This window comes from Anaerophaga thermohalophila str. Valhall, assembly GCF_000250735.1.
Taxonomy (GTDB): Bacteria; Bacteroidota; Bacteroidia; order Bacteroidales; family Marinilabiliaceae; genus Anaerophaga; species Anaerophaga thermohalophila_A.
Window position 1 is genome coordinate 1 of the sequence record NZ_AHZV01000180.1, and the last position, 7,241, is coordinate 7,241.

The window sequence follows — 7,241 nt, forward strand, 5'->3', positions numbered from 1 at the left end:
GGTATAAAAAGCATATTTTTGTTAAAATCAAGGCGTTTTAAATTTTTGTACCGGAGTTAACCCATTGTTAATGAGGATGCAAAAATTTAAAACAACACAGAGTTTGGCAACAAAGATGCTTTTTAGACCGGGCTCATTATATTATTTCGACAAATAACAAAATGATAAAAATACTGAACCGATTAAAAAACGATAGACCATGAAAACAAAAATTTCCGGAATTACCATTGAATGCATGCGTGGAGACATTGCATCACAACCAGACATGGAAGCGATTGTAAATGCTGCCAATGCGCAACTCAGAATTGGTGGCGGCGTGGCCGGGGCCATTCACCGGGCTGCCGGACCTGGCCTCGAAGAAGAGTGCCGCCCCATGGCTCCCATAAAACCAGGTGAAGCCGTAATTTCTGGTGGACATAATCTGCCAAATAAATATGTTATTCATTGTCTTGGACCCGTATATGGCAAAGACAAGCCTGAAGATAAATTATTGGCAGATTGTTACCGCAATGCGCTGAAACTTGCCGATGAGAACAACATACGTTCCATAGCTTTTCCGGCAATATCAACCGGGGCATTCGGATATCCAATCAGAGAGGCTGCCGAAGTGACTCTTGATACAATTAAAGAAGTTGCTCCAGCGCTGAAAAATGTAAAAACCATACGGTTCGTACTTTTCAGCAAAGGAGATTACGAAATCTACAAAGAAATGATAGAGAGCATAGGGCATGGAGCACAGAAATAATCCAAATTTTTAGTCTGATTAAGTCCTGTGTCGGCTGATTTGTCTTTATACATTCCACGCCCTGTTCCCCGTGCTATTGTTATTCAAGCAATGCCTGAACAGCGTTTGCCAGATAAATATAGGAACCACCCACAGTAATTACATACTCATTTTCACCCCAAAGAAAGGGCCAGTCTTCCTTATTCTCAGGAAAATCCGGGTCTAATATGAGTACGCCCGGAACTATGCCCCCTGCTATAAATGAAAAATCAGCCCGATTCATACCGTAAGCAACCTTTTTGGAATGCAGACCTACACCCGAAACAAAAGAAATATCAGAATCGGGATGGCATCCAAAAATGTAATTCAGCGATCTGAAAACATATTCCCTGTCGAATATATCGGGAAATGATCTATGAAGCATGTAATTGGTAATGCCAAAACCGATCACTGATCCGTTACCAGCCCATCCGCCTTCTGTTATCGGGACTCCAAAAGGATTCATTCGCTCAAAGATTTTAATCTCCCGGGCGTACTGCCTGGCGCGTTGTTCAACCTCAGCTACAAACGCATCATCCATATAAGGTAATGCCGGCAAAAGCGTAGAAGCCAGAAAACCAAATTGTTGACTAATTTCGGGCCACATTTCACGAATTCTCCGGGCATATTTATCACCACGGGTAGAGATGAGCAGCTCAACCGCAGCTCTTAACTCCTCAAGGATCAAAGGTCCTCCGGTAGTGTTGCCAACCTCAAAAATATCGGGGTCTTTACCCTGTTCCGTATTCCACACGCCTATAGCTGTTTCAAGACATTCCTGCGAGAGTTCCGGATTGAAATCTTTTAGAGCCCGGGAAGCAGCAGCCAGTCCGGCAGCCGAACCATAATTAAGCGCAGTGGATTTGCTGGTAAAAGCCCAACGATCATCGAAAGTACCGCTATAGGGGTAATCGACTTCCAAGCTGTCGAGAGCCGGATTATAGATCAGGTTATCGGTCATGGTTAGTCCGTCGCCCAAATGTGTGTACTGCAACAATGATGGAACAATAATACCGGGAATGGCATGCCCTACAGCACGATGCTGGGCAATGAGTCCGATGGCGCCATGTTCAATTTGCTGGAGAATGTCGTTTTTCCCGTCGGGATGATGGAGATCAACATATCGGTTCTCCTGCTCTACAAGGGTTTCATCGCGGAAAATATCAAAATCCTCCCAGGCATGCACCAGGTGTAAAACCGTAAAGTATTGCGACTGCGTTCTGATATCATAATCTCCGGCATCATACCATCCTCCCACATTCAGTCCGGGAATATGCTCACCAGGGTCATAAGGTGTATCGGTGGTCGGCCCCTGGGCATAAAGATCGAAATGCTCGTGGTTGACAGGTGCCTGAAGTGCATCGTCGAGATGAGAAGCGCCATGCCAAACCCGGTAAGCCTCGTTAACCAGCACATGATCCATTTGAACGGGAATATAAACATCAAGAGTCGGATGCCAGATACCCTCATAAACATCCTTGCCTATGCGCAATGGACGGCTCTCTTCATCCCCGTATTTCACAACATACACACCGGGCTCCTGCACGATTGTAAAATCAAATATTCCGTACTGGTATCGCTGATAATTTCCCCATTGATTTACAGGGCCGCTATGAATCAGACTACGTTTTCCGTTCTCATCAATTTTCAGAAGTTCAGCATCGGGTAAAAATCGGTCATTTTTGTCGAGTTCAATAACGGCACGTTTGCTTTGAGACGGATGATACCCAACCTGCGAAAAGCTGATTACCGGATCACGCAGCCAGCCTGAAACCCTGGATACACTAAGCTTCCATTCAATAACTTTTCCGATTTCGCCGGCAGGTATCAGACTTCGCAACACAAACCAACCGTTTTGGGCCTTGTTGCGACCATCGAAAAAGAGTAATTCATTATCGGATTCAACGGTAATTCTCCGGTAATCATCTTCCGGTGCAAGGACTATTTTATTTCCCTTTGCAACCGGCAAAGGCACTGTTTTTCCAGCATCACCTACAGAGGTAGGCCCGGATGGATAGAGTGGAAAAATGCCCGGTTGACCATCCATCAGAAAGGTTTTCCCGAAATAGGCCGAAGGCAGAAACTCCAGATTGAATCCTGCTTTCCCTTCCAGCTCATCTGGTATCGGCTTATCCAGATGAACACTGATAATAATATCATCTCCCGATGGCTCCGTAAGAATTAAATACTCAAAATCGGGATATTCAAGCCAGGCTTTTACAACATTATTTTCACGATCTACCTCCTTCCGTTTGAATTTTGGAATCGGGTCCCACTGTTCGGGGGTATGATTTAAACGAACATCTCCGTTGGTCACCGTTCGTTTTCCATGATGAATGATCTCAATGCCACTCATCTTTGAATCACTGAAATTTTCGTTGTACCAGTTACTGAAAACCAAAATATTTACCCCTTCATTTTCATAGTAGGACGAGTCGTTTAAAGCGATTCCCTGCCCGGCCTCTAACGGAATAAAATACAACATCAGGACAAAAAAAGTCAGGAACAGTTTCCTGAACGATGAAAATTTGTTTAGGTCAATAAATTTCATAAGCCATAGAATTTTTCAGTATAATCATTATCAAAATATTTCATGAACTAACCGCAAAAAATAAGGGTTGAGAATCAGATTTAAAACCTTAGTTTTTGCAAGCAAGCGGAGCAATATTTAGCTTAACTCGCATAGAAAGTGAAACAGGTTTGTTACCGGGGATTTTAAATCATAGTCAGACCCGAATTAGTGTTTATCCATAAAGTGCCATTTACTGTGTGACGCTCGTCTGAAAGTTACTCATTTACGGGGAGTAAACTCCGTATTTTCGGACTTCTCAATCTTTGTAAATGACACTTTCTGAACAGATACATGAGTGCGATATAAAAAGCATATTTTTGTCAAAATCAAGGCGTTTTAAATTTTTGTATCTGAGTTAACTTGTTGTTAATGAGGATGCAAAAATTTAAAACAACACAGAGTTTGGCATTAAAGATGCTTTTTAGACCAGGCTCATACATGATAAACAGGAAATTTTTCCTGCTTTACAGACATGCACGAATTATTACTTCCGGGAGGGATATTTTAAGCAAATAGATATTAGTTGTCTTTAGGCGCTTATCAAAAATATCCATAAATATTCATAATGGCAGCAAATAGAAGGTGGATATTTTGAGCTAAAAAGTAGAAATTTATGATAAGATTTTATACTGATGAATAAAACATGTCCGTGAAGCTAAAATTATGATCCTCCTCAAGCTGACGGGCAATATCAGGCATTGAAGAAGCATCGATGTAGCCATTCATCAGTGCATGGCGGGCAGCCTCTTCAGTGCTGTTTATCAATAACACAGGGATATTTAGTTTTTCCATTTCACTGACCATCTTCATTGTATAATGCTTCTTATGCGATTTTTTCACACAACGAATATAAACAGCTTTTATCCGTCGAGGAAACTCTTTTGCCACCCTCAGGTAAATATCAGGGTCGTTTTGACCGCTGTCACCGATGAGTATAAAATCCAGTTCAGGGAAAAAGGACAAAAGAAAACGAATCTTTTCATACTTGTGTTCGTGATCGCCGCCTCCCGATTTCCAAAACTTTAAAATGCTGTGTTCGAGTTCCTGCAAGAGCGAAGGCCCGGAAGGAATGAAACGAAATTCAAAAAAATCGACCAATAGATCGTAAAGGTTCCACTCACTACTCGATACATAAAACAAAGGATTTCGACCAGGACCGTCCTTCTTTCCTGTATGAAGTGCTCTGTAAAAGGCAGCTACACCCTCAAAGGGGACACGGGTACGTGCATTTTTGAAAAGCATCAGTCGAAGTTTCTTAAGTGTATCGGTAGAATGTGAAACCATAACGGTGTCGTCAATGTCAGAAATAACTCCAAAATCAATCCCTCCGGAGACAATCATTACCTCTCCTTCGGCTTTAATCGGGCCCTGATTATCCACAACCTCATCCAAAAGTTCATAAAATACCTTCTCAAAATGAAGTCCGTGAGCCGGTTTTCCCGGAAAACTCAAATAGCAATGAAAAAGCCCCAACTCATTGGTTTCAACAATTTCTTCCTTATCGCGGAATGTCACCCTGACCCTCACACCACTGATCTCGTCACTCACATATCGCTTAAGCATTGCCAACATATTGGTGCGGAGTTTTTGTCCCGGCTTCGGCTTATCCAATCCTTTATCTTCCATTACGTTTCCGGTAATATACGCTTCGTTGCCATTGCTGAATCCCATATATGGCTCAATGGTGGGAACGCCGAGCCACCCCAGTCGCTTTTTGAGCCATAAACGGGCTCTCCTCAAGGGGCTTCCGGCTTTGCGAAGTATATATCTGAAAGTTTTGGTAATAATAGGCATATTCCGGGTGGTTTTATTATCTTTAGATAATACTCAAAAGTAATGATTCTTCAACAAAATTATTATGAAAGCCTCTGAAAAAAGAAAGGTACTATTTGTGATCAATCCTGCTTCGGGAAGTAATGACAAGTCCAATATACGGCAGCAAATTGGTCTTTACTGTGAAAAACATCATATGGAGCCCTGCTTTACTGAAACCACAGGCAATAACGACCACGAAACTCTCCTGACCGATGTTGAGAAACAAAACCCCGATATAGTAGTCGCTGTTGGAGGCGATGGCACAGTCAACCTTGCGGCATCGGTTGTAGCTGGGAAAAGAAATATCAAGCTCGGAATCATACCTACAGGATCGGCAAACGGCATGGCCTTTGAATTCAACATTCCTGCAAACCTTGAACGTGCCATGAGTATCATTGCAAGAAACGTTTCGAAGCGTATCGACCTTTTAAAAATTAACGGAGAACATCTGACGGTACATCTGAGCGATCTGGGAATGAATGCCCGGATCATTAAACGTTTCGACCAGGAAAAAATAAGGGGACTCTACGGATACGCACGGCAATTTTTTAAAGAGCTGAAAGCACCTTCACATTTCAGATGTACTGTTCATTGCAGAAGAAAAAGACCACGAAAATACAAAGCTGTCATGGTAGTCATACTCAATACACATTTTTTTGGAACAGGTGCCGTGGTAAATCCTACAGGAGAAATAGACGATGGAAAATTCGAAATTGTCATAATCAAACCTTATCCATGGCACTATCTTTTCAGGATGATCTTTGCTTTTTTTCACAGGTAATATTCATCGTCTCAGACATGTCAGAATTCTCTCGTGTAAACAAGCTAAAATATCCCTGCAACCAGCTCAGGACCTCCAGATAGACGGAGAACCTATTGGAGAAGTAAAGCATATTGACGCCGAAATTGTTCCTGCGGCCATTGATATTATCTTCAACGATCAGGAAGAACATCTTCTTTTTAATCCTTCTAAAAAGCATTAAAACTAATGGAACTTTTGCCAGCCATTCTTTATTGTATCGTTGCTGCCATCGTCATGGCTTTTGCCGGAACAATGTTTGCAAAGCAGGCCGATAAACCGGCCGATATTACGGGAATAGGAGAAGCATTGTTTGGCTTTTGTTGGGATAATTTTTTTATATTTGAATTCTAAGTACATGACAAAACTTTTATACAATCATTAAACTCCTTGACATTTAAGGTATTCATTATGGCATGAGCAATTCTAATAAGACCATATTTAAAAAAACTGTATGCTCTTCTGCCATGCTTTTTGACCTTGATAGGGCTTATGTTTTCATGCTTATCAATTCCGGCTAAATAGGCCCAGACAAATGCAATTGCTACAACAGCTATCAGTGTTGTAATTCTGTCCAAATTGTTTAAATGTGTGTCTTCTAAGTTGAACCCGCTTGATTTCATTGCTTTAAACATGGTTTCAATTTGCCATCTTTCCCTATAGTCAATAAGTGCCTGGTCTTGTTTATTAAATGAAGCAATAATAACAAATTCGACTCTTCCGGTTGCAGGATTAAACGTCTTTATTCCAGACAAATAAACAAGATTCTTTCCCAAATAAACAAGACCATCAATGTGGTGATATTGACTTGTTTTTAAATGATTAAATAGCCAAAAAGCCTTTTTTATTCCTTTGTGAGGAATCTTTACTTTCATATTTTCCTTAATGCGAATAAAAAATGGCACTCTATTTCTAATGAGTTCATCAAACCACCGTTCTCCAATGAATTCTCTATCAGCTAAAAAACTCGATATAGAACTGATACCAAACAGTTCAATATACTCATTGAGTAGCTCTTTTCGCTCTTCCGCATTGGAATTTCCTCTTTTAGGTAGCATTTTCCATAAAAGGGGTATAGCTACACCTTTGTAACAAACACTCAGCATCAATATGTTGATATCTGTTTTGCCAAATTTCCAATTGGTCCTGTCCATACTCAACTTGTAGGGCGGCTTATGGGGCAATAACGAAAATATCAACTTCGCCAGTAAATGACGATCAATAACAAACTCGGCAAAAAACCGCTGAATCCGTCGATAATTTGATTCATATTTGGCCTGACCTTCAAAGCC

At 41.3% G+C, this 7,241-nt stretch carries 7 protein-coding genes; 4 read left to right on the forward strand and 3 right to left on the reverse strand.

Translation table 11 applies throughout. The features are described 5' to 3' along the window. Positions 1–199: 199 nt before the first annotated feature. Positions 200–745, forward strand: a complete 546-nt coding sequence (locus OQ5_RS0109495) for a macro domain-containing protein (RefSeq protein WP_016777268.1) — start codon at positions 200–202, stop codon at positions 743–745. 79 nt (positions 746–824) lie between these two features. Here the strand turns inward: OQ5_RS0109495 and OQ5_RS0109500 are convergent, their stop codons facing one another. Together OQ5_RS0109500 and OQ5_RS0109505 are read right to left on the reverse strand one after the other, a co-directional pair. Further along, positions 825–3,314: a glycoside hydrolase family 9 protein gene (locus OQ5_RS0109500; protein WP_016777269.1), complete on the reverse strand. Its 2,490-nt coding sequence runs from the start codon at positions 3,312–3,314 to the stop codon at positions 825–827. 645 nt (positions 3,315–3,959) lie between these two features. Then, positions 3,960–5,129, reverse strand: a complete 1,170-nt coding sequence (locus OQ5_RS0109505) for an App1 family protein (RefSeq protein WP_016777270.1) — start codon at positions 5,127–5,129, stop codon at positions 3,960–3,962. Positions 5,130–5,193: 64 nt separating this feature from the next. On the opposite strand from OQ5_RS0109505, the gene OQ5_RS20700 reads away from it, so the two are divergent. From OQ5_RS20700 to OQ5_RS23475, 3 genes are read left to right on the forward strand one after another with little or no spacing between them, the layout of a single operon-like run. Next, positions 5,194–5,931 carry a diacylglycerol/lipid kinase family protein gene (locus tag OQ5_RS20700; RefSeq protein WP_016777271.1) on the forward strand — a complete coding sequence of 246 codons (738 nt, stop codon included), beginning with the start codon at positions 5,194–5,196 and terminating at the stop codon, positions 5,929–5,931. Continuing rightward, positions 5,912–6,133, forward strand: a complete 222-nt coding sequence (locus OQ5_RS24515) for a hypothetical protein (protein ID WP_016777272.1) — start codon at positions 5,912–5,914, stop codon at positions 6,131–6,133. The genes OQ5_RS20700 and OQ5_RS24515 overlap by 20 nt, the downstream gene beginning before the upstream one ends. 5 nt (positions 6,134–6,138) lie before the next feature. Next, positions 6,139–6,303, forward strand: a complete 165-nt coding sequence (locus tag OQ5_RS23475) for a hypothetical protein (RefSeq protein WP_016777273.1) — start codon at positions 6,139–6,141, stop codon at positions 6,301–6,303. Here OQ5_RS23475 and OQ5_RS20705 read toward each other — a convergent pair. After that, positions 6,300–7,241 (reverse strand): IS4 family transposase (locus OQ5_RS20705; RefSeq protein WP_016777274.1); only part of this gene is annotated, 942 nt, incomplete at its 5' end. The two genes, OQ5_RS23475 and OQ5_RS20705, sit on opposite strands and share 4 nt — an antisense overlap.